22 protein-coding genes and 3 tRNA genes are annotated in these 25,891 nt (G+C 72.7%); 1 reads left to right on the forward strand and 24 read right to left on the reverse strand.

Annotation, left to right across the window (positions count from 1 at the left end; all coding sequences use genetic code 11):
- Window positions 1–251: 251 nt before the first annotated feature.
- From ACWD4U_RS19205 to ACWD4U_RS19250, 10 genes are all read right to left on the reverse strand, one after another.
- On the reverse strand, window positions 252–1,553 hold the full coding sequence (locus ACWD4U_RS19205) for a hypothetical protein (RefSeq protein ID WP_363452530.1): 1,302 nt from the start codon (window positions 1,551–1,553) through the stop codon (window positions 252–254).
- A 93-nt stretch (window positions 1,554–1,646) separates the two neighbouring features.
- Window positions 1,647–1,719: transfer RNA gene (locus ACWD4U_RS19210), tRNA-Ala, on the reverse strand.
- 153 nt (window positions 1,720–1,872) lie between these two features.
- Window positions 1,873–1,945: transfer RNA gene (locus ACWD4U_RS19215), tRNA-Ala, on the reverse strand.
- 42 nt (window positions 1,946–1,987) lie between these two features.
- Window positions 1,988–2,060, reverse strand: a tRNA-Ala gene (locus tag ACWD4U_RS19220).
- A 108-nt stretch (window positions 2,061–2,168) separates the two neighbouring features.
- Window positions 2,169–2,816 (reverse strand): histidine phosphatase family protein, encoded by a 648-nt coding sequence (locus ACWD4U_RS19225; RefSeq protein WP_363452674.1) that lies wholly within the window; start codon window positions 2,814–2,816, stop codon window positions 2,169–2,171.
- Window positions 2,813–3,250 carry a ribosome silencing factor gene (rsfS, locus tag ACWD4U_RS19230; protein ID WP_363452532.1) on the reverse strand — a complete coding sequence of 146 codons (438 nt, stop codon included), beginning with the start codon at window positions 3,248–3,250 and terminating at the stop codon, window positions 2,813–2,815. Before rsfS ends, ACWD4U_RS19225 begins: the two co-directional genes overlap by 4 nt.
- A gap of 124 nt (window positions 3,251–3,374) precedes the next feature.
- A complete protein-coding gene (locus ACWD4U_RS19235) occupies window positions 3,375–5,150 on the reverse strand; it encodes a LytR C-terminal domain-containing protein (RefSeq protein WP_363452534.1) in 1,776 nt (591 codons plus the stop codon).
- A gap of 16 nt (window positions 5,151–5,166) precedes the next feature.
- A complete protein-coding gene (gene nadD / locus ACWD4U_RS19240) occupies window positions 5,167–5,829 on the reverse strand; it encodes a nicotinate-nucleotide adenylyltransferase (RefSeq protein ID WP_363452535.1) in 663 nt (220 codons plus the stop codon).
- An 88-nt stretch (window positions 5,830–5,917) separates the two neighbouring features.
- The gene (locus tag ACWD4U_RS19245; RefSeq protein ID WP_363452537.1) at window positions 5,918–6,064 is read right to left on the reverse strand and encodes a hypothetical protein; all 147 of its coding nucleotides are present in this window, start codon (window positions 6,062–6,064) and stop codon (window positions 5,918–5,920) included.
- A gap of 138 nt (window positions 6,065–6,202) precedes the next feature.
- Complete coding sequence (locus ACWD4U_RS19250; RefSeq protein ID WP_363452539.1) at window positions 6,203–6,400, reverse strand: hypothetical protein; 198 nt, start codon at window positions 6,398–6,400, stop codon at window positions 6,203–6,205.
- Window positions 6,401–6,586: 186 nt separating this feature from the next.
- On the opposite strand from ACWD4U_RS19250, the gene ACWD4U_RS19255 reads away from it, so the two are divergent.
- Window positions 6,587–7,678: a M48 family metallopeptidase gene (locus tag ACWD4U_RS19255; RefSeq protein WP_363452541.1), complete on the forward strand. Its 1,092-nt coding sequence runs from the start codon at window positions 6,587–6,589 to the stop codon at window positions 7,676–7,678.
- On the opposite strand, the gene ACWD4U_RS19260 is transcribed toward ACWD4U_RS19255, so the two are convergent.
- The 14 genes from ACWD4U_RS19260 to mrdA form a co-directional block, all read right to left on the reverse strand.
- Entirely contained in the window at window positions 7,679–8,740 is a 1,062-nt protein-coding gene (locus tag ACWD4U_RS19260; RefSeq protein ID WP_363452543.1) for an SCO2583 family membrane protein, read from the reverse strand.
- Window positions 8,741–8,819: 79 nt separating this feature from the next.
- Complete coding sequence (locus tag ACWD4U_RS19265) at window positions 8,820–9,389, reverse strand: SCO2584 family spore wall biosynthesis protein (protein ID WP_363452545.1); 570 nt, start codon at window positions 9,387–9,389, stop codon at window positions 8,820–8,822.
- Between the two features lie 84 nt (window positions 9,390–9,473).
- Window positions 9,474–10,781, reverse strand: a complete 1,308-nt coding sequence (locus ACWD4U_RS19270; RefSeq protein WP_363452547.1) for a glutamate-5-semialdehyde dehydrogenase — start codon at window positions 10,779–10,781, stop codon at window positions 9,474–9,476.
- Window positions 10,782–10,851: 70 nt separating this feature from the next.
- The gene (locus ACWD4U_RS19275) at window positions 10,852–11,310 is read right to left on the reverse strand and encodes a hypothetical protein (protein ID WP_449787241.1); all 459 of its coding nucleotides are present in this window, start codon (window positions 11,308–11,310) and stop codon (window positions 10,852–10,854) included.
- Between the two features lie 80 nt (window positions 11,311–11,390).
- Window positions 11,391–12,527 carry a glutamate 5-kinase gene (gene proB / locus ACWD4U_RS19280; RefSeq protein ID WP_363452549.1) on the reverse strand — a complete coding sequence of 379 codons (1,137 nt, stop codon included), beginning with the start codon at window positions 12,525–12,527 and terminating at the stop codon, window positions 11,391–11,393.
- 136 nt (window positions 12,528–12,663) lie between these two features.
- Window positions 12,664–14,124, reverse strand: a complete 1,461-nt coding sequence (gene obgE, locus ACWD4U_RS19285) for a GTPase ObgE (RefSeq protein WP_363452551.1) — start codon at window positions 14,122–14,124, stop codon at window positions 12,664–12,666.
- A 101-nt stretch (window positions 14,125–14,225) separates the two neighbouring features.
- The gene (gene rpmA, locus ACWD4U_RS19290; RefSeq protein WP_030906548.1) at window positions 14,226–14,483 is read right to left on the reverse strand and encodes a 50S ribosomal protein L27; all 258 of its coding nucleotides are present in this window, start codon (window positions 14,481–14,483) and stop codon (window positions 14,226–14,228) included.
- 38 nt (window positions 14,484–14,521) lie between these two features.
- A complete protein-coding gene (rplU, locus tag ACWD4U_RS19295; RefSeq protein WP_363452553.1) occupies window positions 14,522–14,839 on the reverse strand; it encodes a 50S ribosomal protein L21 in 318 nt (105 codons plus the stop codon).
- A gap of 236 nt (window positions 14,840–15,075) precedes the next feature.
- Window positions 15,076–18,483 (reverse strand): Rne/Rng family ribonuclease, encoded by a 3,408-nt coding sequence (locus ACWD4U_RS19300; RefSeq protein WP_363452555.1) that lies wholly within the window; start codon window positions 18,481–18,483, stop codon window positions 15,076–15,078.
- A 358-nt stretch (window positions 18,484–18,841) separates the two neighbouring features.
- The gene (locus tag ACWD4U_RS19305) at window positions 18,842–19,615 is read right to left on the reverse strand and encodes a TIGR03936 family radical SAM-associated protein (protein ID WP_363452557.1); all 774 of its coding nucleotides are present in this window, start codon (window positions 19,613–19,615) and stop codon (window positions 18,842–18,844) included.
- A 132-nt stretch (window positions 19,616–19,747) separates the two neighbouring features.
- Window positions 19,748–20,341 carry a hypothetical protein gene (locus ACWD4U_RS19310; RefSeq protein WP_363452559.1) on the reverse strand — a complete coding sequence of 198 codons (594 nt, stop codon included), beginning with the start codon at window positions 20,339–20,341 and terminating at the stop codon, window positions 19,748–19,750.
- 93 nt (window positions 20,342–20,434) lie between these two features.
- A complete protein-coding gene (locus tag ACWD4U_RS19315) occupies window positions 20,435–22,363 on the reverse strand; it encodes a TIGR03960 family B12-binding radical SAM protein (protein ID WP_363452562.1) in 1,929 nt (642 codons plus the stop codon).
- Window positions 22,364–22,459: 96 nt separating this feature from the next.
- The gene (gene rodA / locus ACWD4U_RS19320; protein ID WP_449787244.1) at window positions 22,460–23,593 is read right to left on the reverse strand and encodes a rod shape-determining protein RodA; all 1,134 of its coding nucleotides are present in this window, start codon (window positions 23,591–23,593) and stop codon (window positions 22,460–22,462) included.
- A 62-nt stretch (window positions 23,594–23,655) separates the two neighbouring features.
- Complete coding sequence (gene mrdA / locus ACWD4U_RS19325; RefSeq protein WP_363452567.1) at window positions 23,656–25,887, reverse strand: penicillin-binding protein 2; 2,232 nt, start codon at window positions 25,885–25,887, stop codon at window positions 23,656–23,658.
- Window positions 25,888–25,891 lie beyond the last annotated feature (4 nt).

The following is a 25,891-nucleotide window of genomic DNA, read 5'->3' on the forward strand; positions in this document are numbered from 1 at the left end:
TCGGGCTCCATCGTCATCAGTCGCGAACAGGCCGTGGAAAGCAGAAAACCCCTCACGCAGGAGGGGATGCCACGCTGACTCCGGCCACCCGGCCGGTCCTGGTCAGCGCGGCCGGCTAAGAAGCAGGCGCACCGTTCGCATGGGCTCAGGGTACCGCACCGTCACAAGGCGGATTCGCGCCGCCGACGCCGCCGATGCCACCGACGCCACCAGCCCGCCAGCCCGCCGGTCCTGGCCCCCGACCCCGCCCGTCAGTCCCCCGGCGTCTCCGCGCGCATCGCGGTGTCGAACTCCCGCAGCGCCCGGGCCACCCGCGCGGACTGCATGCCCGCCGCCAACTGCCGGGCCCGGTCGGCGGTGCGTTCGGCCTCGGCGCCCTCGCCGGTGCGCCGGTAGGAGTCGGCCAGCCGGACCATCAGCAGCGCCTTGGCGCGGGCGCGCTCCGCGGTCAGCGCCTCGATCGCGCCGGCCAGCAGCCCGCGGGCGCGCTCGTGCTCGCCGAGCAGCAGGTAGCCCTCCCCCACCATGCCTTCCAGGTCGGCGCGTTCCTGCCCGTGCCCGTCGAAGCCGTCCAGCTCCCGGAAGGCCCGCTCGGCGACCGCCTCGGCGCTGATCTGCTCGCCCTTGCGGCCGTGCGCGCGGGCGATCCGGCCGAGCTGCAGCGCCCGCTCACGGGGTGTCAGCACCCCGTCGGCGGCGCGCAGCGCGGTGGAGAGCATGGCGACCGGGTCGAGGCCCCGCCCGCCGGAGTTGTAGGTGGCCTGGACGGCCAGGCAGCCGACCACGCCGACGCCGAGCCGCGGGTCGCCGGAGACGTGCGCGGCCCGCAGCGCGGCGACGAAGGCGCGCTGCGCGGCGGCGTCGTTGCCCATGTCGTAGTTGGCCCAGCCGACCAGCCGGGCCAGCCGGCTGGCCGCCCCGTAGAGTTCGCGGCCGAGCGGCTCGTCGTAGCTGCCGAGCTCCAACAGCTTTCCCACCATGGCGAGTTCGGCCTTGGCGAGGTCGAGGATCAGGCCGCCGCCGTAGGTGCGTTCCAGCCGCTGCTTGGAGTCGTGGGACAGCCGCAGGTCGGCGAGCTGCTCGGGGGCGATGCGCAGGGCCCCTTCGCCGCCGACCACCGGGGGCGGTGGCGAGGCCCAGTGCCGGGCGGCCTGTTCGAGTTCGTCGCCGCGGAACAGGTCGGTGAGCCGGACCGGACCGGCGTCCGCCCCCGCCTCGCGCAGCGCGGTCTGCGCGGTGTCGGCGGTCCACGGGTCGGTGAGCAGCCGCGGGGAGAGCATCTTGGCGCCCCGGTTGGTGCCCATCTGGCCCCAGAGCTGCTCGTACGTGACGGCGATGCCGACGCTGCGGCCGAGCACCTCGCAGACCGTCTGGTCGTGCGGCGAACGCGGCACCATGCCCCGGTCCCGCCACTTGTACGGGGCGGTGGAGCTGATCGCGAGCCCGGTCGGCAGCGCCGCGTTGACCTCGCGAGCCAGCCGCTCGGGGCTCCAGCCGAGCTGGTGGAGTATCCGGGCCAGCTCCTCGTTCCGTTTCCGCGCCAGATCGGCCATGGCACGACGGTAGCGGCCTCGGCGGCCCGCTCGGTAGGGAAGTCCGGTGAACGACCGAAGGCCGCCCCTGCCGGGACGGCCTTCGAACTGCTGTGGAGCTACGGAGAATCGAACTCCGGACCTATTGCATGCCATGCAATCGCTCTACCAACTGAGCTATAGCCCCATACTCTTGTCACCTGCGGTTTCCCTCGGCGACATCGACAACTGTACACGCTCGGCGGGGAGTCCCCTAATCCGTTCCGGACCCCGCGCACCGCGCCCCGGAAACACCGAAGGCCGCCACCCGGTCTCGGGTCGCGGCCTCGCGGAACTGCTGTGGAGCTACGGAGAATCGAACTCCGGACCTATTGCATGCCATGCAATCGCTCTACCAACTGAGCTATAGCCCCGCAACACTGACGACCCGTCAATGACGGACCGCCGGTGCGGAGTGGAGCTACGGAGAATCGAACTCCGGACCTATTGCATGCCATGCAATCGCTCTACCAACTGAGCTATAGCCCCACGGTCCCGCGACTTCCGCCCCCGTCTCCGGTCTGCGTTCCTCGCTGCGAACGAGGAAGACTCTAGCTGGTCAGAGGCGGAACTGTGAAATCCGGTCGCGGCCCGGCCTCAGGTCTCGTCGCCGATGACCGGCTGCGGCAGCGTCCCCGCGTTGTGCTCCAGCAGCCGCCAGCCGCGCGAGCCGCGGCCGAGCACCGACCAGCAGCAGTTCGACAGGCCGCCGAAGCGCTCCCACGACTGCGGCTCCATGTCCAGCAACCGGCCGATCATGGTGCGGATGGTGCCGCCGTGGCTGACCACCACCACGGTGCCGTTCTCGGGCAGCTTGCCGACCGCGTCCAGCACCACCGGGACGGACCGGTCGGCCACCTCGGTGGCCAGCTCGCCGCCGCCGCGGCGGACCGGCTCGCCGTTCGCCCACGCCTCGTACTGCTCCGGGTAGCGGGCCCGGATCTCGGCGTTGGTCAGGCCCTGCCACTCCCCCGCGTAGGTCTCCCGCAGGCCCTCGTGGTGGTGCACCTCCAGGCCGGTGAGCCGGGCCAGCTCGACCGCGGTGCGCCGGGCCCGCTGCAGGTCGGAGGAGACCAGCAGGTCGGGCCGCAGCGCGGCGAGCAGCCGGGCGGACCGCTGGGCCTGGAAGAGGCCCTGGTCGGTCAGCTCGATGTCGGTGGTGCCCTGGAACCGCGACTCGAGGTTCCAGGAGGTCTGACCGTGCCGCCAGAAGACGATCCGCGGACCGGCCGCGGAGCCGCTCAGAGCTCGCCCCCGGAGACGGCGTTGCCGGCCGCGTCGGTGACGGCGTTCTCGGGCCGGTTGCGGGTGGCCAGCGCGTCCGCGGGGATCGGCAGTTCGGGGCAGTCCTTCCAGAGGCGGTCCAGCGAGTAGAAGGAGCGCTCCTCGGAGTGCTGGACGTGCACGACGATGTCGAGGTAGTCCAGCAGGATCCAGCGGCCCTCGCGCTCGCCCTCCCGGCGGACCGGCTTGACGTCCAGCTTCTCGCGGAGCTGGTCCTCGATCTCCTCGGCGATGGCGCGGACCTGGCGGTCGTTGGCGGCGGAGGCGATCACGAAGGCGTCGGTGATCGACAGCACCTCGCTGACGTCGAAGGCGATGATGTCGTGGGCCAACTTGTCGGCCGCCGCCTGGGCGGCGACGTTGATGAGTTCCTGGCTGCGGTCAGTGACGGTCACGATGCTCTTCCGGATCGGCTGTAGAGATACCCACCCAGGATCTCACGAACGCGCCGAGGCCCCCGAGCGGTTTCCCGCCGAGGGCCCCGATGCGTGCCCCGCCACGGCGGCGGGACGCGTCCGGCTACTGCGACTTGGGCTGGTAGTCCTTGCCGAGGACCAGCACCAGGTCGGCGTTCTGCGCCTCCGTGACCTTCTTCACGGCGGTGTCCGGCAGGCCCAGGCTGGTGGCCAGGGTCAGCGCGGCGGGCTGCTTCGCGTCGTCGGTGTAGCGGATCTCCGAGTTCGCCTGCACCGCCGCCTTGGCGGTGGACGGCAGCGCGTCCATGCCCGCGTTGGAGACGCCGACCTGCGCGGCGGTCACCGCGTCGTTGTTGCCGGAGGCGTTGACCACGGTGACCCGGGTGCTGCCGCCGGTGCCCTTGGCGTTGTTGACGGTGCCGCCGAGGATCTCCTTCACCTGCTGGCCGGCGGTGGCGTCGTCCAGGGTGCCGTCCGGCTTGGCCTTCAGCACGGCGGTGGTCAGGTGTCCGGCCTTGGCCTGCTCGGAGAGCTTCACCAGCACCCCGGCCAGCGCGGTCTCCGGCAGCGAGGGGTCGGCGACCGCGTTCATCCGGTGCACGTCGTCGGTGGCGTCGGCCAGCGTGGTCGGCATCGACCGCACCACGGCCTCCAGCACCTGGCCGAACCGCGCCAGTTGCGCGTCCCGGCCCTCCCCCGCGGCCTGCAGGGTGGCGTAGGCGACGGCGGCATGGCCGGTCAGCGTGGTGCCCTTGCCCGCCGGGGCCAGCACCTTGCCGTCGGGCTTGTTGCCCTCGCGCACCTCGGCGTTGGTGTCGACCTTGATGCTGCCGAGCTGGGCGACCAGCAGCTGCAGGTAGGGGGTGTCCAGCCGCCAGGTGCCGGCCACCTGGGCGCCGAGCACGGTGGACAGGCCGTCGCGGGTGGCGGAGGCGCCGACCGCGTCCAGCGCCTGGCCGACCGTGGTGGTGGCGCTGTCGCCGTTGCTGGGCAGCCGCAGGGTGTCGGGCAGCAGCAGCACGGTGGCCTTCTGCCCGCCCTCGTCGTCGACCAGCAGCGCGGTGGTGACCTTGCCCTGCAGGTCGCGCAGGTGCACCACGTTGACGCTGCGCCCGCCGGCCGCCTTGGCCGCGGTGTCCGCGCCGCCGAGCTTGCCGGTGAACCACAGGTAGCCGGCCGCGCCGGCCGCCAGCACGGCCAGCACCACCAGCAGCGCGATCAGCCGGTTGCGCAGCCGGCGCCGGCGCTCGGCCCGCACCTCGCTGCGTGACTCGGCGAACTTCAGCCAGTCGATGGCGTCCTCGGACTCCTCCGTCTTCTCGTCGACGAAGGTGAACTCGCCCGTGGCGTAGGAGTCCCGGGCCTTGGCCGCGGCCCGGCCGCCGACCATCTCGGACGGCTCCTCGCGCTCCGGCGCGGGCGCCGCCGCGGGGGCGGGCCGCGGCCGCGGCGGCGGAGGCACCACCGGGGCGACCGGGGTGACCTGGGCGACCGGCGGCGCGGGCGGCGCCTGCACCGGCTGCTGCTGGTAGTACCCCTGCGCGGGCTGCTGCTGCCCGTAGTACGGGTCGTACGGCTGCTGCCCGTACTGCTGCCCGCCGTACGGCTGCTCGTAGCCGGGCTGGTAACCGCCCTGGTCGTAGCCGCCCTGCTCGTAGCCGGACTGCTGGTAGCCCTGCTGCTGGTAGCCGGGCTGCGCGGCGTACGGGTCCTGCGGCGGGTAGCCCTGGTACGGCAGCTGCTCGTACGGGCCGCCGCCGTACTGCTGCTGCTCCTGGCCGTACTGCTGGTGCGGCTGCTCCTGCGGGTACCCCTGCTGCTGCGGGTAGCGCGGCTGGCGCTGCTCGAACCAGCTGTCGTCCTCCGACGTTCCGGTCACGCCGTCCCTCCCAGGATCACGGCCGGGCCGACGCGTAGAGCGCCCGCTTGTGGATGTATCGGACCACGCCGTCCGGCACCAGGTACCAGATGGGTGCGCCCTTGGCGACCCGGATCCGGCAGTCGGTGGAGGAGATGGCGAGGGCGGGCACCTCGACCAGCGAGACCCCGCCGACCGGCAGGCCGGTGTCGGAGAGAGTATGGCCCGGCCGGGTGCAGCCGATGAAGTGCGCGAGGTCGAAGAGCTCCTCGGAGGAGCGCCAGGAGATGATCTGGGCGAGCGCGTCGGCGCCGGTGATGAAGAACAGCTCGGCGTCGGGGTGCAGGGCGCGCAGCTCGCGCAGGGTGTCCACGGTGAACGTGGGGCCGTGGCGGTCGACGTCGATCCGGCTGACCGAGAACTGCGGGTTCTCCGCGGTGGCGATCACCGTCATCAGGTAGCGGTCCTCGGCCGGGGAGACCGTGCGGTCGGACTTCTGCCACGGCTGCCCGGTCGGGACGAAGATCACCTCGTCGAGGTGGAAGGCGCTGGCCACCTCGCTGGCGGCCACCAGGTGACCGTGGTGGATCGGGTCGAAGGTGCCGCCCATCACGCCCAGCCGGCGCCGGCGCGGCGCACCGCCGGACGCGGGCGCGCCCGTCGCGGTACCGGCCCGGGTGGTCTCGACCTGCTCTCTCATGGCGCCACACCTTACGCGACCCGGATGACCCGGGGGTTCCGCCCGTTCGCGGGCCCCGGGCGGTCCGGTCGCTGCACTGCCGCCGGGGTCAGCGGTCGCGGTTGAAGCGGGTGGTGATGAAGAGCAGCAGCAGCAGGATGAACAGCGCCGAGCCGCCCGTCAGCAGGGGGTTGAGGCTCTCGTGGTTCCCGCCCTCGGCGAGGTGGGCGAGGGTGGGCAGGGTGGCAGCGCTCATGATCGGCGGGACCTTCTCGGCTCGGCTTGGAGGACCAGGCGGTCACGGACCGTGCGGCCCGCGCGCTCATCGTACGGGGGCCCTATACGCAACCGCGCGGCGGCCCACCGCGTCTGACCCCGCGTGAGCCCGCGGCGCTCAGCCCTGGTCGGCGTGCTCGCGCTCGGCCGCGCGCGCGGCGTCCCGCTTGGCACCGTCGCGGGAGGCTCGGGCCAGCGCCCAGACCAGCAGCCCGACGCCGACGAAGGAGGCGATCAGGATGATCCGCAGGAACAGCCCGGGGCCGGATTCGTTGGAGATCGGTCCGGCGAGCTGGACCAGGTCGGCAGGGGACATCACGGGGCTCCTTTTCGGTACGTCACAGTCAGGGTAGTCGCGCTTACCGCCTGCGCCGCCCGCACCCCCGGTCGGCGCGGCGCGCGGCGGGGACGACTTCGGGCACAGCGACGTTGAATCCGACAGCAGCGGGGGCCGGCCGTACGGAGCCGGTGCCGGCGTCGATCCAGGGAGGGCATTCACACCATGACCGACATGACCAAGGGCGCCGCACCGAGCCGCCGCCGGCAGCGGTTCCCGGAGATCTCCACCCGCGCCTGGGAGCACCCGGCCGACCGCTCCGCGCTGGTCGCGCTGCGCAAGCTCAGCGGGTTCGACGAGATCCTCAAGAAGCTGGCCGGCCTGGTCTCCGAGCGCAGCGTCCGGCTGATGTTCCTGGCCACCGCGGTACGCGCCTCCGAGCGGCAGTTCCCCGAGCTGTTCGACATGGTGCGGGACGCGGCGTACGTGCTGGACCTGGAGAAGGTCCCGGAGCTGTACGTCACCCAGGACCCGCGGGTCAACGCGATGTGCATCGGCATGGACACCCCGGTGATCGTGGTGACCACCGGCCTGGTGGACCTGCTGGACGAGGAGGAACTGCGCTCGGTGATAGGCCACGAGGTCGGGCACGCGATGTCCGGCCACGCGGTGTACCGCACCATGCTGCTGATCCTCACCAACCTGGCCGCCCGGCTCGGTTGGCTGCCGCTGGGCAACCTGGCGATCACCGCGGTGATCACCGCGCTCAAGGAGTGGTTCCGCAAGGCCGAACTCTCCAGCGACCGGGCCGGCCTGTTGGCGGGTCAGGACCTGCAGGCGTCGATGCGGGCGCTGATGAAGCTGGCCGGCGGCGCGAACCTGGCCGAGATGAACGTCGACGCCTTCCTGGAGCAGGCCGAGGAGTACGACCGGGCCGGCGACCTGCGCGACGGCGTGCTGAAGCTGCTGCAGGTGCTGCCGCAGACCCACCCGTTCGCGGTGGTGCGGGTGGCCAAGCTGAAGAAGTGGGCGGAGAGCGAGGAGTACCGGTCGATCCTGGCGGGCGCGTACCCGCGCCGCGGCGACGACCCGGACACCTCGGTCGGCGCGCAGTGGAAGGCCGCCGCGGACTCCTACTCGCAGTCGGTGAAGGAGAGCAAGGACCCGCTGATGGGCCTGCTGCGCGACATGGCGGGCGGGGTCGGCACGGTCGGCGGGAAGCTCCGCGACACCTTCACGGGCGCCGCCCGCGCCGCGTCGAACGGCGCGAACGGGTCCCACGGCTCCACCGGTGCCGACGGCTCCGCGGAGAGCTGATCAGCCGGTGATCGGCCCGAGCACCCCGCAGCTCTGCCAGGCGGGCCGGCTGTGGTCGGCCGGGTCGACGGCGGGCGGGCTGCTCGGGCGGACCCCGGCCGCGGTGGCCAGCACCGGCTGCAGGTAGTCGGACTGCGCGACGCCGCAGTTGGTCGGCCCGGACTGCACCGCGGCGTCCACCACCCGCAGCCGCCCGGTGTCCAGGTCGGCGCGGTCGATCTCGAAGCGCACCGCCCGGCGCACCGCGTACAGGCCGACCGAGGGGTCGCTGGTGGTGCCGGCCGGGCGCAGCGCGTAGACGAAGGTGTGGTCGGCGACGATCTCCAGGGTGCCGCTGTCCGCCTCGCCGACCTGGACGCTGCCGGCGACCTTGACGGTGTCCCCGGCGAGCGCGATCTGCCCGGGGTCGAACCGGACCAGCCAGCCGGTCGCCGCGTGGTGCTGATCGTCACGCGGCGTGTTGACGCTGTCGTCGTACTGGGCCTGCTCGCCGGGGGTGACCAGCCGGCGGGCCTGCCCGGTCTCGCTCTGCCCGACCGTGGCGGGGCTGAGCGAGGAGACCGCCAGGTACTGCTCGACGGTGCCGAGCGCGCGGGTCACCTCGGACTTGGTGAAGTGTGAGGTCGCCGCGGCGGCCGGCACGCCGAGGCCCGCGGTGCCGTCCGCGTAGCCCGGCGGCAGCCCCGCGAACGGGTTGGCCGGGTCGGCGACCGCCGCGACCACGCCGGCCGGGGCGAGCGCGGTCAGGCTGACGGTGAGCTGGTTGCCGCTGGGCGGGGAGACCTGCCGGTGCGGGGAGCTGATGCCGAAGTACACGGCCGCGCCGAACGCCACCACGACCAGGAGCAGCAGGGCCACCGCCTGGCGCGGCAGCGAGCCGAACCAGCCCCAGCCGCGCGGCCGGGTGGCACGGCCGAACGCGCCGCTGAGCCGCTCGCGCGCCGACAGCTCCTGGATCCGGGCAGCCTTTACGAACGATTCGTCGAAGACGACGGACCGGAACTCGTCCTCGTTGGAACCGCCCTCGGGCCCGCCCTCGGGAGGCTCGCGCGGGTCACCCATAGCACCAGGGTAGACGCGCCTGCCGTCCGGTACGAGGGGCCGCGCGTAACGGCTGCACGACAGCGCCCAGCAGCGCGGCTCAGCCCACCGGCAACGGGACCATCGACGGCTCCACGTGAGTGGGCGCCGCGCCCGGGCTGCTGCTGCCGGACTGCGGCCGCGCCGGCGAACCGGCCGCCCCGCCGACGCCCCGGTAGACCGCGGCGACCGCCAGCGCGACCACACCGACGCCCATCACCACGGCCAGCACCCAGGCCACCGGCCGGTGCCAGCGCTGCTGGGCGACCTGCCCGCCGCGCAGCGGGTCGAAGCCGCGCATCCGGCCCCACCGGGAGCGGCGTCGCACCCGCTCGCGGCCGGACCACGGGTCCGGGTAGAAGCAGTCCTCGTCCAGCCCGCCGGGCAGCGGCCGCAGCTCCAGCGGCAGGCCGTCGCTCCCGGACACGAGCTCATGGCCCCGGACCGACCCGCCCTGCTCGGGCTCGAGCCTGGCCTCGGCCGCGGCGAGCTGCCGCTCCCTGGCACTCGGCTCGCGCACGGCGGCGGAACGGACGAAGCTCTCGTCGAAGACCACGGCGGCGAACTCGTCGTTCGCACCACCGTGGTCGGCGCCGTCGGAGTACGGCGAGCCCCCCACTTCCTCAGCCACGGATTCAATGTATTACCGGCCCGGGCTTTTGTCTGTGGGTCGCGCCGATCGGACCGCGGAAGCGTCCGACGGGGTGTCGGCCGGTCAGCCGCCGACCGTCTGCCGGGCCTCGCCGCGGACGTGGCCGTCACCGGTGACGATGTACTTGGTGCTGGTCAGCTCGGGCAGGCCCATCGGGCCGCGGGCGTGCAGCTTCTGGGTGGAGATGCCGATCTCCGCGCCGAAGCCGAACTCACCCCCGTCGGTGAACCGGGTCGAGGCGTTGACGGCCACCGTGGTGGAGTCCACCAGCTGCGTGAAGCGGCGGGCGGCGGCCTGCGAGGTGGTGACGATCGCCTCGGTGTGACCGGAGGAGTAGCGCCGGATGTGGTCCACCGCCGCCTCCAGCGAGGGCACCACCGCGGCCGCCAGGTCCAGCGAGAGGTACTCGGTCTCCCAGTCCTCCTCGGTGGCCGGCACGGCCGTCACCGCGCTGCCCTCGGCGGCCTTCAGCACCGCCTCGTCGCCGTGCACCGTCACCCCGGCCTCGGCCAGCGCGGCCAGCGCGAGCGGCAGGAAGGCGTCGGCGACGTCCTGGTGCACCAGCAGGGTCTCCGCGGCGTTGCAGACGCTGACCCGCTGCGCCTTGGAGTTCAGCAGCACGCCGACGGCCATCGCCAGGTCGGTCTGCGCATCCACGTACACGTGGCAGTTGCCGGTGCCGGTCTCGATCACCGGGACGGTCGATCCCTCCACCACGGTGCGGATCAGCGCGGCGCCGCCTCGCGGGATCAGCACGTCCACCAGGCCGCGGGCGCGCATCAGCTCCTGCACCGACTCGCGGCTCTCGCCCGGCACCAGCTGGATCACGTCGGCCGGCAGGCCGGCCCCGGCGACCGCCGCGCGCAGCACCTCGACCAGCGCGGTGTTGGAGCGGTACGCGGAGGCGGAGCCGCGCAGCAGCACCGCGTTGCCGGACTTCAGGCAGAGCGCCGCGGCGTCCACCGTCACGTTCGGCCGGGCCTCGTAGATGATGCCGACCACGCCGAGCGGGACCCGCACCTGGCGGACGTCCAGACCGTTCGGCAGGGTGTAGCCGCGCACCACCTCGCCGACCGGGTCGGGCAGGCCGACCACGCTGCGCACGTCGGCGGCGATCGCGGCGATCCGGTCCTGAGTGAGCGTCAGCCGGTCGATCACCGACTCCGCGGTGCCCGCCTCGCGGGCCCGGGCGACGTCCTGCGCGTTGGCCGCGGTGATCTCCCCGGCGCGGGCGACCAGCGCCTCCGCGATCGCCAGCAGCGCGGCGTCCTTCACCGACCGCGGCACTGGCGCCAGGACGGCGGCCGCCTCCCGGGCACGGCGCGCGGCGGCGAGGACGGGGCTGTCGGCGGTGGCGGTGAGGTCGCTCATGCGCCCAGCCTAGCGAGAAGCCGGTCCCGTCCCGCCGCACATTTCGCCCGCTGAGACGTACCGCCGGAGGTCAGTACGGGTGCACGCCGCCGAGCTGCGGCGGCGGATCGCCGAAGCCCTCCGCGACCCGCTTGTGGTAGGTCGGCCGGTCCACCACCTCGAGGCCGACGATCTCCCAGGCCGGCAGCTTCGCGCTCACCTTGTGCTCGCCCCACAGCCGCAGCGCGATCGCCGCGGCGTCGTGCAGGTCGCGGGCCTGCTCCCAGTAGCGGATCTCGGCGTGGTCGGCCGCGTAACGGGCCGTCAGGAAGAAGGAGTGGTCGTGCGCCAGCTTCTCCAGCCCGGCCCGCAGCTCGGGCAGCGGGGACGCCGCCCCGGCCACGCTCAGCACCACGTGCCAGAGCCGGCCCTGCTCCGGTTCCACGACGCCCGGGTTCGGGTCCTCGTCGCTCCGGCCGCCCTCGATGCTGGTGAGCCGGCGCTCCGTCCGCTGCTGCCCGGGCAGCGCTTCCTCCCGCCTGCGTCCCACCGGCGGCCTCCTGTTCAGCGTGTCGCGCGGGCCCCCCGACCCGCTGCTCCCACCCCCCGTACCGGCCCCGCCGCCCGTGCTCAGGCGCGCAGTACCACCAGGTCGTCCCGGTGGACGACCTCACGTTCGTACGCGGCACCGAGCTCCTGGGCCAGTTCTCGGGTGGACCGGCCGAGCAGACGGGGCAACTCCCTCGCATCAAAGTTGACCAGTCCGCGGGCGACGATGTGACCGTTTTCGCCAAGAAGGTCGACGGGATCACCCGCGACGAACTCCCCCTCCACCCGGGTCACTCCGGCCGGCAGCAGCGACTTGCCGCCGTGCACCACCGCGGCCACCGCACCGTCGTCGAGGGTCAGCGCGCCGCGCGGCGAGGAGGCGTGCTCCAGCCACAGCAGCCGGTCCGCCGAGCGGCTGCCGGTCTTGCGGAACAGCGTGCCGGTGGGCCGGCCGGCCAGCGCGTCGGCCGCGTGGCTGGCCGCGGTGAGCACCACCGGGATGCCCGCGCCGGTGGCGATCCGGGCCGCCTCCACCTTGGTCACCATGCCGCCGGTGCCGACGCCCGCCTTGCCCGCGCTGCCGATCTCCACGCCCGCCAGGTCCTGCGGGCCGTCCACCACCGCGATCCGGCTGCTGCCGGGCTTGCTCGGGTCGCCGTCGTACAGGCCGTCCACGTCGGAGAGCAGCACCAGCAGGTCGGCCCGCACCAGGTGCGCCACCAGCGCCGCCAGCCGGTCGTTGTCGCCGAACCGGATCTCGGCGGTGGCCACCGTGTCGTTCTCGTTGACGATCGGCATCGCGCCCATCACCAGCAGCTGGTCCAGCGTCCGGTACGCGTTGCGGTAGTGCGCCCGCCGGCTGGCGTCCTCGGCGGTCAGCAGCACCTGGCCGACCCGCACCCCGTAGCGCGCGAACGAGGCCGTGTAGCGGGCCACCAGCAGGCCCTGGCCGACACTGGCCGCGGCCTGCTGGCGGGCCAGGTCCTTGGGTCGGCGCTCCAGTCCGAGCGGCGCCAGGCCGGCCGCGATCGCGCCCGAGGACACCAGCACGATCTCCGGCGCCGTCGCCCCCGCCCGGGCCTTCGCCAGCGTGTCCACCAGCGCGTCGACCCGGTCCGCGTCCAGGCCGCCGGCCGCGGTGGTCAGCGACGAGGAGCCGACCTTCACCACGATCCGCCGCGCCGAAACGACCTCTTCGCGGAGCAACTGATCCACCATCAGTGGGACCCTTCCGACGCGACGCTGGTACGCCCGCAATGTAGCCAGTCGGCGAGCCGAGCACGAAATCCGTCCAGGAACGCCGAACGCGCACCGCGGCCCGGTGGCCTGCGGTGCGCGTCCCGGTGCGCGGCTGCTACTGCTCCAGCTGCTCCCGACCCGAGGAGAGCGCCTCGAAGTCGAGGTACTCCTGCTCCGCGGCGTCGCGGCCGCGCTGGCGCTCGCGGCGGCGGTCGACGGCCGGACGCTGGCTCTCCAGGCGGTGGTCCTCGCCGCGGCGGCCGAGCATCTCCGCGCCGGCGGCCATGGTGGGCTCCCAGTCGAAGACCACGGCGTTGTCGTCGGGGCCGATGATGACGGTGTCGCCCTCCTGCGCGCCGATCTTCCAGAGCTCCTGCTCGACGCCGAGCCGGGCGAGCCGGTCGGCGAGGTAGCCGACCGCCTCGTCGTTGGCGAAGTCGGTCTGCCGGACCCACCGTTCGGGCTTGACGCCGCGGATGCGGTACGCGCCGTCCTCCTCCTCGATGGTGAAGCCGGCGTCGTCCACCGCCTGCGGACGGATCACGACCCGGGTGGACTCCTCGACCGGCTTGGCGGCGCGCGCCTCGGAGACGATCTCGGCCAGCGCGAAGGAGAGTTCGCGCAGGCCCTTGTGGGCGAGCGCGGAGACCTCGAAGACCCGGTAGCCGCGCTCCTCCAGCGAGGCGCGGGTCAGGTCGGCGATGTCCTGCCCGTCCGGGACGTCGACCTTGTTCAGCGCGACCAGCCGCGGCCGGTCCTCCAGGCCGCCGTACTGGGCGAGCTCGTCCTCGATGGTCTCCAGGTCGGTGAGCGGGTCGCGACCGGGCTCCAGGGTGGCGCAGTCCAGCACGTGCACCAGCACCTCGCAGCGCTCGACGTGTCGCAGGAACTCCAGGCCGAGGCCCTTGCCCTGGCTGGCGCCGGGGATCAGGCCGGGCACGTCGGCGATCGTGTAGACGGTCGAACCCGCGGTCACCACACCGAGGTTGGGGATCAGCGTGGTGAACGGGTAGTCGGCGATCTTCGGCTTGGCGGCGGACAGCACCGAGATCAGCGAGGACTTGCCCGCGCTCGGGTAGCCGACCAGCGCGACGTCGGCGACGGACTTCAGCTCCATCACGATGTCGCGGGCCTCGCCGGGCTCGCCGAGCAGCGCGAAGCCCGGGGCCTTGCGGCGGGCCGAGGCGAGCGCCGCGTTGCCGAGGCCGCCGCGGCCGCCCTGGGCGGCGACGAAGCTGGTGCCGTGGCCGACCAGGTCGGCCAGCACGTTGCCCTTGCGGTCGAGCACCACGGTGCCGTCCGGGACGGGCAGCACCAGGTCCTGGCCCTCCGCGCCGGTGCGGTGGCCGCCCGCGCCCGGCTTGCCGTTGGTGGCCTTGCGCTTGGGCGAGTGGTGGTACTCGAGCAGCGTGGTGATCTGGGAGTCGACGACGAGCGTCACCGAGCCGCCCTCGCCGCCGTTGCCCCCGTCGGGGCCTCCCAGCGGCTTGAACTTCTCCCGGTGCACGGAGGCGCAGCCGTGGCCTCCGTTACCCGCGGCGACGTGCAGTTCGACGCGGTCCACGAAGGTGGTCATGAGGTGTGCCTCCCGTGCGAAGAAAAAAGTGTTCCTGCGATAAAGCATGAAGGGTGAGCCGGATCATCCCGGCCCACCCTTCACAGCGAGTCTGTACGGACTCAGGCCTCGACGGCCACGATGTTGACGACCTTGCGGCCGCGACGGTTGCCGAACTCCACGGCACCGGCGGTCAGCGCGAACAGGGTGTCGTCGCCGCCACGGCCGACGTTCGCACCCGGGTGGAAGTGGGTGCCGCGCTGGCGGACGATGATCTCGCCGGCGGAGACGACCTGACCGCCGAAGCGCTTCACGCCAAGGCGCTGAGCGTTCGAGTCACGACCGTTGCGAGTGGAACTCGCACCCTTCTTGTGTGCCATCTGGCTATCCCCTTTCTAAGGAAGACCGCAGTAAGTGATTACTTGCTGACCGAGTCGATGCTGGTGATGCGCACCGCGGTGTGCTTCTGGCGGTGGCCCTGACGACGGCGGTAGCCGGTCTTGTTCTTGTAGCGCAGGATGACGATCTTGTCGCCCTTGGTCTGGTCGACGACCTCGGCGTGCGCCTTCACGCCGCCGAGCACCCACGGGTCGGAGGTGATGGACTCACCGTCGACGATCAGGATGGTCGAGAGCTCGACCGAGTCACCCGGCTTGGCGTCAATGCGGTCGATCTCCAGCACGTCGCCGACGGCGACCTTGTGCTGGCGGCCGCCGGCGCGAACGATCGCGTACATGCGGTACCTGCTTTCCTAAACTCGGTCGGAACTCCGGATGCCAGCCACCTGGGTATGGACACAAGCGGCCTCCCCCGGAACGCCGGAAGCGGCGTCCACCCGGGAGGTGAGGTGCTCTGGAGCGTGGCGTCAACACGCCGAGGGTCAAGAATACGGACCTGTCCACCCAGGGGCAAACCGGGCCCTACCGAGGGCCGGGACCTCCACCGATACGGCGGCGGTCCCGGCCCCGGGGCTCACTCTGCGGCGCCGTCACCCTCGGCGGCCGCGGCCTTCTTGGCCGCCGCGCTGCTCCGCTTGGTGGCGGTCTTGCGGGCGGTGGTCTTCTTCGCCGCGACGGTCTTCTTCGCGGCCGTCTTCTTCGCGGCGGTCGTCTTGGCGGCCGTCTTGCGGGCGGCGCGCTTCTTCGGCGCGGCCTCCTCCTCGACGGCGGGCTCCTCGGCCTCGGCCTCGGCCGCGACCTCGGGCTCCTCCGCAGCGGCGACCTCGACGACCTCGACAGCCTCGCCGGCCTCCGCGGCCGGCTCGACGACCTTGCCGGCCGCCTCGGCGGCGCTCAGCGCGGCCTCCATCGCGGCCTCGGCCCGGGCCTGCAGCACCACGATCTCGGCGTCGCCGGCAGTGCCGGCCGGCGCGGTGGCCTTGCGGACCGCGCGGCGGCGGGTGCGGCCACCGGTCGCGGGCGCGGCCGGCGGGATCTCCACCAGGCTGACCCGCTCCTCGACGGCCTCCTCGACCACCGGCTCGGCCTCGACCGCCTCGACCGCCTCCGCGGCCTCCTCGGCCTCCACCGGCTCGGCCTCGAACAGCTCGGTCTCGACCGTCTCCACGGTCTCCGCCGCCTCCGCCTCGCCCTGCCCGGCGCCCCCGCGGCCCCGGCGGCGGCGCTTGCCGCCGCCCTCGCCCGCGGTGGCGGCGGCAGCGGCGTTGGAGCCGCCGCCGTGGCTGTGCGGCTGGTCCATGTGGACGATCACGCCGCGGCCGTTGCAGTGCACGCAGGGCTCGGAGAAGGACTCCAGCAGGCCCTGGCCGACCCGCTTGCGGGTCATCTGGACCAGGCCGAGCGAGGTGACCTCGGCCACCTGGTGCTTGGTGCGGTCCCGGCCCAGGCACTCCAGCAGGCGGCGCAGCACCAGGTCGCGGTTGGACTCCAGGACCATGTCGATGAAGTCGATCACGATGATGCCGCCGAGGTCGCGCAGCCGCAGCTGGCGGACGATCTCCTCGGCCGCCTCGATGTTGTTGCGGGTGACGGTCTCCTCGAGGTTGCCGCCCTGGCCGACGAACTTGCCGGTGTTGACGTCGACCACGACCATCGCCTCGGTCCGGTCGATCACCAGCGAACCGCCCGAGGGCAGCCAGACCTTGCGGTCCAGTGCCTTCATCAGCTGCTCGTCGATCCGGTACGTGGCGAACACGTCGACGTCCGAGGTCCACCGCTGCAGGCGCTCGGTGAGGTCCGGGGCCACGTTGGACACGTACTCGTGGATGGTGCTCCAGGCATCCGCGCCGGAGACGATGACCTTGGTGAAGTCCTCGTTGAAGATGTCGCGGACCACCCGGACGGTCATGTCCGGCTCGCCGTACAGCAGCGCCGGGGCGTTGCCGCTCGCGGCCTTCTTCTGGATCTCCTCCCACTGCTGCTGCAGGCGCTGCACGTCGCGGGTGAGCTCGTCCTCGCTGGCGCCCTCGGCGGCGGTGCGCACGATGACGCCGGCGTCGTCCGGGACGATCTTCTTGAGGATCTGCTTCAGGCGGGCGCGCTCGTTCTCCGGCAGCTTGCGGGAGATGCCGGTCATCGAGCCCTCGGGCACGTAGACCAGGTAGCGGCCGGGCAGCGAGATCTGGCTGGTCAGGCGGGCGCCCTTGTGGCCGATCGGGTCCTTGGAGACCTGGACCAGCACGGACTGGCCGGACTTCAGCACCGACTCGATCCGGCGCGGCCCGCTGTGCCCGCCGAGCGCGCCGAAGTTGACCTCGCCCGCGTACAGCACGGCGTTGCGGCCCTTGCCGATGTCGACGAACGCGGCCTCCATCGACGGCAGCACGTTCTGCACCTTGCCCAGGTACACGTTGCCGACGTACGAGGTGGCCTGCTCCTTGTTGACGTAGTGCTCGACCAGCACGCCGTCCTCGAGCACGCCGATCTGGGTGCGGGCGCCGTTCTGACGGACCACCATGACCCGCTCGACCGACTCGCGGCGGGCCAGGAACTCGGCCTCGGTGATGATCGGCACCCGGCGGCGGCCCAGCTCGCGGCCCTCGCGGCGGCGCTGCTTCTTGGCCTCCAGGCGGGTGGAGCCCTTGATGGACTGCACCTCGTCCGGGTCGAACGACGGCTCGCCGGAGCGGCGGCGCGGCTCGCGGACCTTCACCACGGTGCGCACGCCGTCCTCGGTGGTCTCCACCGGCTCGGCGGCACCGTCGCCGCTGCGACGGCGGCGGCGACGGCGGCGCCGCGAGGAGGACAGGCCGGCGGCCAGGTCGTCCTCGTCGTCGTCGTGGTCCTGGGCCTCGGGCTCCTCCTGCGCGTCCTCGTCGGACTCGCCCTCGGCGTCGGTGCCCTCGACACCCTCGGCGGCCGAGTCGTCCGCGTCACCGCGGCGGCGACGGCGGCCACCGCGACGGCGACGGCGGGACGGGCGACCGTCCTCCTCCCACTCCGTCTCGGCCTCCGGGCCGGCGGCGGGCGCCTCGACCTCGGCCGGGGCCTCCACGGGCTCCGGCGGGGCGGCCTTGACCGGCTGCGCGGCCTTCGCGGGCTGGGCGGCCCGGGCCGGCTGCGCGGCCCTGGCGGACTGCTGGACGCGCACCGCGGTGCGCACCCGGCGGCGACGGCCGACGCCGCTGTACTCGAACTCCTCCTCCTCGCCCTGGACCGGCTCGGCGGCCGGAGCGGCCTTGGCCGCCGCCGCGGGCTCGGCCTTGGCGGGCTTGGCGGCCGGGGCGGTGAAGGGCGCGGGCTCCTGGAAGACCGGCGCCTGGAAGATCGCGGTGGACGGGCGGACCGCGCGGCGGCGGACCCGGCCCGTCTCGGGCTCGGCGGCGGGCGCCTCGACGGCGGCCGGGGCCTCGGCCTCCTCGGGCTCCTCCTCGACCGGCTCCTCGACCGCCACGGGCTCCTCGACGGCGGCGGGGGTCTGCGCGGGGGCCGAGGCGCGCTTGCGGGTCCGGCGGGCGCGGGCCGGCTTCTCGTCGACGGGCTCGGCCTCGGCGGCCGGCTCCTCGACCGCCACGGGGGCCTCCACGGGCTCCTCGACGGCGGCGGGGGTCTGCGCCGGGGCGGAGGCCCGCTTGCGGGTACGGCGGGCGGGAGCGGGCTTCTCCTCGGCGGGCTCGGCCTCGGCGGCGACCGGCTCCTCGACCGCGGCGGGAGCCTCCGGCGCGCCGGCCGGGGACTCCGCACGCTTGCGGGTGCGGCGGGCCCGGACGGGCTTCTCGGCCGGGGCCTCGGCCGCGGCGGGCTCCTCCGCCTCGGCGGCGGTCACCGGGACGACGGTCTCGGCGGTCTCGCTCGCGGCGCCCTGCGGGGAGCCGGCCGGGCGGGACACCGCCCGGCGACGGCGGCGCGGCGGGGCCGCGGAGGTGCCGTCGGAGTCATTGTTGTCGGCCGCAGCGGGCTGCGGTTCGGTGTTTTCGAGCATGCGGGGGTTCTCCCGTCAGGCCCCCGGGCTCCGCATCCGGGCACGACGTGCCACCGCAATCACCAGCCGGCCGCGATCTGGCGGTCCGGCTCCCACGGTGCCGTCGTGCGGACGCGAGGCCGCACAGGGGCTCGTAGTCTCGCTCGACCCCCGCACGTCGCGGGGTGTCGAAAAGTCTTCTGGTCTGACCAGTCTTCTCAGTTTTCAAGGGCCGGGCCGAGGGGTGGCCGGGCCTGCGCGCGACGACGCTCGCTCCCCTGGGGAGCCGCGGGGGCCGGGGAGCCGCAGGCGCGGAGGTGTGCTCCGTGCCTGCGCTCCCGCCCACTCGGCGGACGGCGGTTGCGCGCGGCAGGTCGGCCTAGCGGCCGGCCTCGGCCGCGGCGCGGTCGAGCGCCAGCGGGTCGGTCACCGTGCCGGTCTGCTCGTCGAGCGGCCCCTGCGCCAGCCTGGTCACCTCTGCGGGGACCGGCGGCGCGAGGTCGGCCGTCGAACGGAGACCGGACAATACGTCGTCGGGTCGTACGGCGGGTGTGGCGTGTCGTACTACCAGGCGCAGTATCGCACAGGGAGCGCCATTGCGAACATCGTCTGCACCGTCCGCGCCGGTGTCGTCACCGATCCCGACCTGCACGGAGCCCTCGGGGAGGAGTTCCATGGCGGCGACCGCGGCGCGCGCGTCGAAGGTGCGCAGGCCGTTCTTGGTCATCCGCTGCACCTCGACCGCGTCGGCGGCGAGGAACACCGCGGCGGCCTTCTCGGCCTCGGCGGGCTCGACGCCGGGCAGGCGCAGCAGCCATTCGGAGGCCTCCAGGCGCTCCACGAAGTTGGCGGTGCGGACCTCGACGGCGTCGGTGATGTCCAGGCCGGGCGGCAGCGACTCGTCCAGCTGGCGGCGCAGCGCCTCGGGGTCGCGGGTCTCGGCGAGGCCGATCTCCAGGTACTCGGCCTCGCTGGCGGTGCCGGTCGGGGCGGCGTTCGCGTAGGAGACCTTGGGGTGCGGGGTGAAGCCCGCGGAGTAGGCCATCGGGACGGCCGAGCGGCGGAGCGCGCGCTCGAACGCCCGCTGGAAGTCCCGGTGGCTGGTGAAGCGCAGACGACCGCGCTTGGTGTAGCGGAGACGGATGCGCTGCACCGTCGGCGCGGGCGGCGGACCGTCGGGCGTGCGGCGTGCCAGGGAGCTCAGTCCTTCGTCAGTTGTCCCCGTCCGGCCTCACGCCGGTTGCGGCTCCGGCCGGACTCTGTCGTCACCAGGGTACGCGCTGGTTCAGCCCAGCAGCGTCCGCCGTACCTCCCGGGCCACCCGGCGGATCTCCGCCCTGACCGGCCACCAGACCTCCCGGCGCACCCAGCGGCAGGGCCGCACCACGGTGAAGCGCCAGATCCGGCCGCCGATCCGCCACGACCACAGGAACGCCAGCCACAGCGCGCGCAGCACCGGGAACAGCAGCGTCCGCCACAGCCACCGCAGCGGAACCCACAGCAGGTGGTACAGCACCCGCCCGATCGGCACCGCGACCCGGTGCCACAGCCGGCGCACCACCTTCGCGACCCGCACCGCGACCGCGCGCAGCACGCGTCCGAGCGGGGCCAGCACGTAGCGCCACAGCCACTGCGCGAGGGGCACCACCACCCAGCGCAGCAGCCAGCGCAGCGGTATGACGATCAGCCAGTTCCCCAGCGGTGCCAGCACGTACCGCCACAGCAGGTCCAGCGGTCGCCCCACCACCCGCTCGAGCAGCCACCAGAGCCCCCGGCCGACCAGCACGGCCAGCTCCCACAGCAGCCGCACCGGCACCACCACGGCGACCACGACCGGCCGCACCACCGCGACCAGGCACCCCTGCGACTCCTGACCCACCGTCACTCCCCCGTCGACCGATCGGGCGATGGTACGGCACGCGAACGCCCCCGGCGCAGGGGGTGCGCCGGGGGCGTTCGAGGTGAGGGGGTGTCAGCTGTTGACGACCGTCAGCGGGAGGAGCTTCTTGCCGGTCGGGCCGACCTGGATGTGGGTGTCCATCTGCGGGCAGACGCCGCAGTCGAAGCACGGGGTCCAGCGGCAGTCCTCGACCTCGACCTCCTCGAGGGCGTCCTGCCAGTCCTCCCACAGCCAGTCCTTGTCGAGGCCGCTGTCGAGGTGGTCCCAGGGCAGGACCTCCTCGTAGGTGCGCTCGCGGGTGGTGTACCAGTCGACGTCGACGCCGGTGCCGGTCAGGCCCTTGGCGGCGGACGCCATCCAGCGGTCGTAGGAGAAGTGCTCGCGCCAGCCGTCGAACCGGCCGCCGTCCTCGTAGACGGCGCGGATCACGGCGCCGAGCCGGCGGTCGCCGCGGGAGAGCAGGCCCTCGACGATGCCGGGCTTGCCGTCGTGGTAGCGGAAGCCGATGTTCTTGCCGTACTTGCGGTCACCGCGGATCGAGTCGCGGAGCTTGGCCAGCCGCTCGTCGGTCGCCTCGGCGGACAGCTGCGGCGCCCACTGGAACGGGGTGTGCGGCTTGGGCACGAAGCCGCCGATGGAGACGGTGCAGCGGATGTCGTTGGTGCCGGTGACCTCGCGGCCCTTGGCGATGACGTTCTTCGCCATCTCGCCGATCTGCAGCACGTCCTCGTCGGTCTCGGTGGGCAGGCCGCACATGAAGTACAGCTTCACCTGGCGCCAGCCGTTGCCGTACGCGGTGGCCACCGTGTTGATGAGGTCCTCCTCGGACACCATCTTGTTGATGACCTTGCGGATCCGCTCGGAGCCGCCTTCGGGGGCGAAGGTCAGGCCGGAGCGGCGGCCGTTGCGGGAGAGCTCGTTGGCGAGGTCGATGTTGAAGGCGTCGACCCGGGTGGAGGGCAGCGACAGGCCGACCTTGTCCGCGGCGTAGCGGTCGGCCAGGCCCTTGGTGATGTCGGCGATCTCGGAGTGGTCGGCGGAGGACAGCGAGAGCAGGCCGACCTCCTCGAAGCCGGTGGCCTTCAGGCCCGCCTCGACCATCTCGCCGATGCCGGTGATGCTTCGCTCCCGCACGGGGCGCGTGATCATGCCGGCCTGGCAGAAGCGGCAGCCGCGGGTGCAGCCGCGGAAGATCTCCACCGACATCCGCTCGTGCACGGTCTCGGCGAGCGGGACCAGCGGCTGCTTGGGGTAGGGCCACTCGTCGAGGTCCATGACGGTGTGCTTGGAGACCCGCCACGGGACGCCGGGGCGGTTGGGCACCACGCGGCCGATCCGGCCGTCCGGCAGGTACTCGACGTCGTAGAAGCGCGGGATGTACACCCCGCCGGTCTTCGCCAGGCGCAGCAGCAGTTCGTCGCGACCGCCGGGGCGGCCCTCGGCCTTCCAGGCGCGGACGATGTCGGTGATGTCGAGCACGGCCTGCTCGCCGTCGCCGATCACGGCGGCGTCGATGAAGTCGGCGATCGGCTCGGGGTTGAACGCGGCGTGCCCGCCGGCCAGCACCACCGGGTCGTCCATGGTGCGGTCCGCGGCGAGCAGCGGGATGCCCGCGAGGTCGAGCGCGGTCAGCATGTTGGTGTAGCCGAGCTCGGTGGAGAACGACAGCCCGAAGACGTCGAAGGCCTTGATCGGGCGGTGCGCGTCCACGGTGAACTGCGGGACGCCGTGCTCGCGCATCAGCGCTTCCAGGTCGGGCCAGACGCTGTAGCTGCGCTCGGCGAGCACGCCCTCGCGCTCGTTGAGCACCTCGTAGAGGATCATCGTGCCCTGGTTGGGCAGCCCGACCTCGTAGGCGTCCGGGTACATCAGCGCCCACCGCACGTCACAGGAATCCCAGTCCTTGACGGTCGAGTTGAGCTCGCCACCGACGTACTGGATCGGCTTCTGGACGTGCGGGAGGAGGGCCTCCAGGCGTGGGAAGACCGATTCGACAGTCATGCGCAAGGACCTTTACGGCAGAAAACGAGGTGACCCTTCAGGGTAGCCGAGCCCCGAGGGTCACCGTTTCCGCGCGCAGGCCCGGATCCCGATCGCCTAGATCCCTATCGGCCGCTGGGAGCGGACCGACTGGAGCAGTCCGACGGCGATCCAGACCGCGAACATCGACGAGCCGCCGTAGGAGACGAAGGGCAGCGGGATGCCCGCCACCGGCATGATGCCGAGGTTCATCCCGATGTTCTCGAAGGCCTGGAAGGCGAACCAGGTGACCACGCCCGCGGCCAGGATCGTGCCGTACAGGTCGGTGGCCTGGCGCGCTATCCGGCAGGCGCGCCAGAGGATGACGCCGAGCAGGCCGATCATCACCAGGCCGCCGACGAAGCCGAGTTCCTCGCCGGCCACGCTGAACACGAAGTCGGTCTGCTGCTCGGGGACGAACTGGCCGGTGGTCTGGGTGCCGTGGAACAGGCCCATGCCGGTGAGGCCGCCGGAGCCGATGGCGATCCGGGCCTGGGCGGTGTTGTAGCCGACGCCGGCCGGGTCGAGCGCGGGGTTGGCGAAGGCCGCGAACCGGTCGACCTGGTACTTGCTGAGCACCCCGAGCTGCCAGATCGCCAGCGCCCCGGCCGCGCCGCCGCCGAGCAGGCCGAACACCCACTTGTTGGAGGCGCCGGAGGCGAGCAGCACGCCGAGCACGACGACCGCCATCACCATCACCGAGCCGAGGTCCGGCATCAGCATGACCACGGCCATCGGGAAGGCGGCGAGGCCGAGCGCCTGCAGCACGCTGCGGCCGGTGGGGAACTCGCGTTCGCCGGCGTCGACCCGGGCGGAGAGCACCACGGACATCCCCAGCACGATCGCCAGCTTGGCGAACTCGGCGGGCTGGATGGAGAAGCCGCCGCCGAACTGGATCCAGGAGTGCGCGCCGTTGATGGTCGAGCCGAGCGGGCTGAGCACCGCGAACAGCATCAGCACCACGGCCAGGTAGACGAACGGCACCACCGTGCGCAGCCGCCGGGTGCCGGCCACCACGACCACCGTGCACAGCGCGACGCCGATCAGCAGGTTGGTCAGGTGCCGGTACAGGAAGTACTGCGGGTCGCCGTGGGTGAGCTGGTCGCGGCCGCGGGTGGCGGACCAGACCAGCATCGAGCCGATCAGGGACAGCCCGAGCGCCGCCAGGATCATGATCCAGTCGAGCCGGCGCAGCGGGGAGTCCTTGGCCATCACCTTGGCGAAGGAGTTGCGCCGGGGGGCGAGCCGGACGGTGCGGTACGAGCCGTAGGAGGTCATGCCCTGCCCCTTCCGTACCCGGTGCGGGTGGGTTCGACGGCGGCCAGCAGCACGGTGGCGGGGGCGTCGGCGCCGGCCGGCGGGGCCGGGTCGAGGAAGGTCGCGCCGGTCTCGTAGGTGTACGCGGCCTGGATGATCGCGGTGCCGTCCGGGTTGAACTTGGGCAGCTGTGCCTGCGGCTGCGGGAGCAGCGCCTTGGCGTTGTCGATGTTGCCCTTGTCGTCGACGCCGTACAGCGCCTGGTAGATCCGGCGCACCGAGTCGCCGGAGCCGCCGGAGCCGGTGCCGCCCTGACTGATCGTCATGACCACCGCGTAGTCCTTGCTGTAGGTGGTCAGCCAGGAGGTGGTCTGCTTGCCGGCGACCTCGGCGGTGCCGGTCTTGGCGTGCAGCTCGATCTTGCCCTGCGGCCAGCCCGCGCCGGTGAACTTCCAGGCGGCGGTGCCGCTGGTGATGACGCCGGCGGTGGCCTGGTCGATGTACTGCAGCAGCTGGCCCTGGGCGGGGATCTTGCCGTCCTCGTGCGGGGCGATGTCGCGCACCAGCGCGCCGCTGGGGCTGACGACCGCCTTGCCGATGGTGGGCCGGTACAGCGTGCCGCCGTTGGCGAGCGCCGCGTAGACCCGGGCCATCTGCAGCGGGGTGACCAGGGTGTCGCCCTGGCCGATGGCGAAGTTGACCATGTCACCGGCGCGCATCTGGTTGCCGTCGGCGCAGTTCTCGCGGGCGATCTCGTCGGCGTACTCGTGGCCGCCCTTGGCCGCCTGGTCGCACCAGGACTGCTTCATGGCGTCGTAGTACGACTGCTTCCACTGCCGGTCGGGCACCCGGCCGGTCACCTCGCCCGGCAGGTCGATGCCGGTCTTGGCGCCCAGGCCGAACTGGTGGGCGGTCTTGAAGAACCAGTCGCCGGCGTCCTTCTTGGGCTTGAGACCGCCGTCCTTCATCCACTGGTCGTAGGCCAGGCCGTAGAAGACGGTGTCGCAGGAGACCTCCAGGGCCTTCTCCAGCGAGATGTCACCGAAGCTCTCGGACTCGAAGTTCTTGAACTCGCGGCCGCCGATGGTCAGCGACTTGGGGCACGGGTAGTGCCCGTTCAGGGAGTACCCGGCCTGCACGGCGGCGGTCGTGGAGATCACCTTGAAGGTGGAGCCGGGCGCGGACTGACCCTGTATGGCCCGGTTGATCAGCGGGTAGTTGGAGTCCTTGCTGTTCAGCGCCTGGTAGTCCTTGGCGGAGATGCCGCCGACCCACAGGTTGGGGTCGTAGGTGGGGGCGCTGGCCATCGCGACGATCCGGCCGGTGTGCACGTCCATGACGACGGCCGCGCCGGAGTCGGCCTCGTAGTTCTTCTGGGTCTCCTTGTCGTACACCTTGCGGGCTTCGGCCATCGCCTGCGCCAGCTGGTCCTCGACCACCTTCTGCACCCGGGCGTCGATCGAGGTGACCAGGTTGTTGCCGGACTGCGCGGGGGTGGTGCCGGCGCTGCCGATCACCCGGCCGAGGTTGTCGACCTCCAGCCGGTCGACGCCGGTGGTGCCGCGCAGGTCGTCGTCGTAGACCGACTCCAGGCCGGCCCGGCCGATCTGGTCGGAGGGCAGCCGGCGCTCGCGGCCGGTCTTGTCGGCGGTCTTGGTGACCTCGTCGTCGGTGACCGGCGACAGGTAGCCGAGGATCTGCGCGGCGCTGGCGCCCTCGACGCCGGTGTAGCGGCGGGTCGCGGTGGGCTGGGCGGTGACGCCGGGGAAGTCCTCGCGGCGTTCCATTATCTGCATCGCCTGCTGCGTGGTGGCCTGCTGGGTGACCGGGATCGGCTGGTAGGGCGAGCCGTTCCAGCACGGCTGCGGCGTCTTGGCGTCGCACAGGCGGACCTTGTTGCGCACGTCGTCGGCGGGCACGCCGAGGACCTCCGCCAGCCGGGTCAGCACGGCCTTGCCGTGGTCCTTCTGCTGCAGCAGCGAGGTGCGGGAGACCGACACCACCAGCTTGGTCTCGTTGCCGGCCAGGATGCGTCCGGAGGCGTCCAGGATCTCGCCGCGGACGGCGGGCTCCACCACCTCGCGGATGTGGTTGCCCTGGGCCTGGGCGGTGAACTCCTTGCCGTTGCGGACCTGCAGGTACCACAGCCGGCCGCCGAGGGTGGCGAGCAGCGACAGCACCAGCACCTGGAGCACCACCAGACGGATCGTCACCCGCTGGGTCCGGCCGGTCTCGGGGATGTTACTCACGTTG

Source organism: Kitasatospora sp. NPDC002522, from assembly GCF_053595195.1.